General features: G+C 51.5%; 3 tRNA genes. All 3 read left to right on the forward strand.

The window, feature by feature from the left end:
- Positions 1 to 77, forward strand: a tRNA-Asp gene (locus ACINWC743_RS06020).
- A gap of 115 nt (positions 78 to 192) precedes the next feature.
- A tRNA-Val gene (locus tag ACINWC743_RS06025) sits at positions 193 to 268 on the forward strand.
- An 8-nt stretch (positions 269 to 276) separates the two neighbouring features.
- Positions 277 to 353, forward strand: a tRNA-Asp gene (locus ACINWC743_RS06030).
- The last annotated feature ends 20 nt before the right edge of the window (positions 354 to 373 follow it).

Consider the following 373-nt stretch of genomic DNA (forward strand, 5'->3'; position numbering starts at 1 on the left):
GCAGCGGTAGTTCAGTTGGTTAGAATATCGGCCTGTCACGCCGAGGGTCGCGGGTTCGAGTCCCGTCCGCTGCGCCATTTATCTTGATTCCTGAGGTGAAGATAAGTGGAGATGTTTAGATATAACGTTTTCGTTTGTTCCATACATCATTTTTGAAGTTTAAACAGGGTGATCTCTGTTGATCCTCACTCAGGGCGCTTAGCTCAGTTGGTAGAGCGTCTGCCTTACAAGCAGAATGTCGGCGGTTCGATCCCGTCAGCGCCCACCATATACAGTGCAGCGGTAGTTCAGTTGGTTAGAATATCGGCCTGTCACGCCGAGGGTCGCGGGTTCGAGTCCCGTCCGCTGCGCCATTTATCTTGATATCCTGAGA

The organism is Acinetobacter sp. WC-743, from assembly GCF_000335555.1.
GTDB classification, from domain to species: Bacteria; Pseudomonadota; Gammaproteobacteria; order Pseudomonadales; family Moraxellaceae; genus Acinetobacter; species Acinetobacter bereziniae.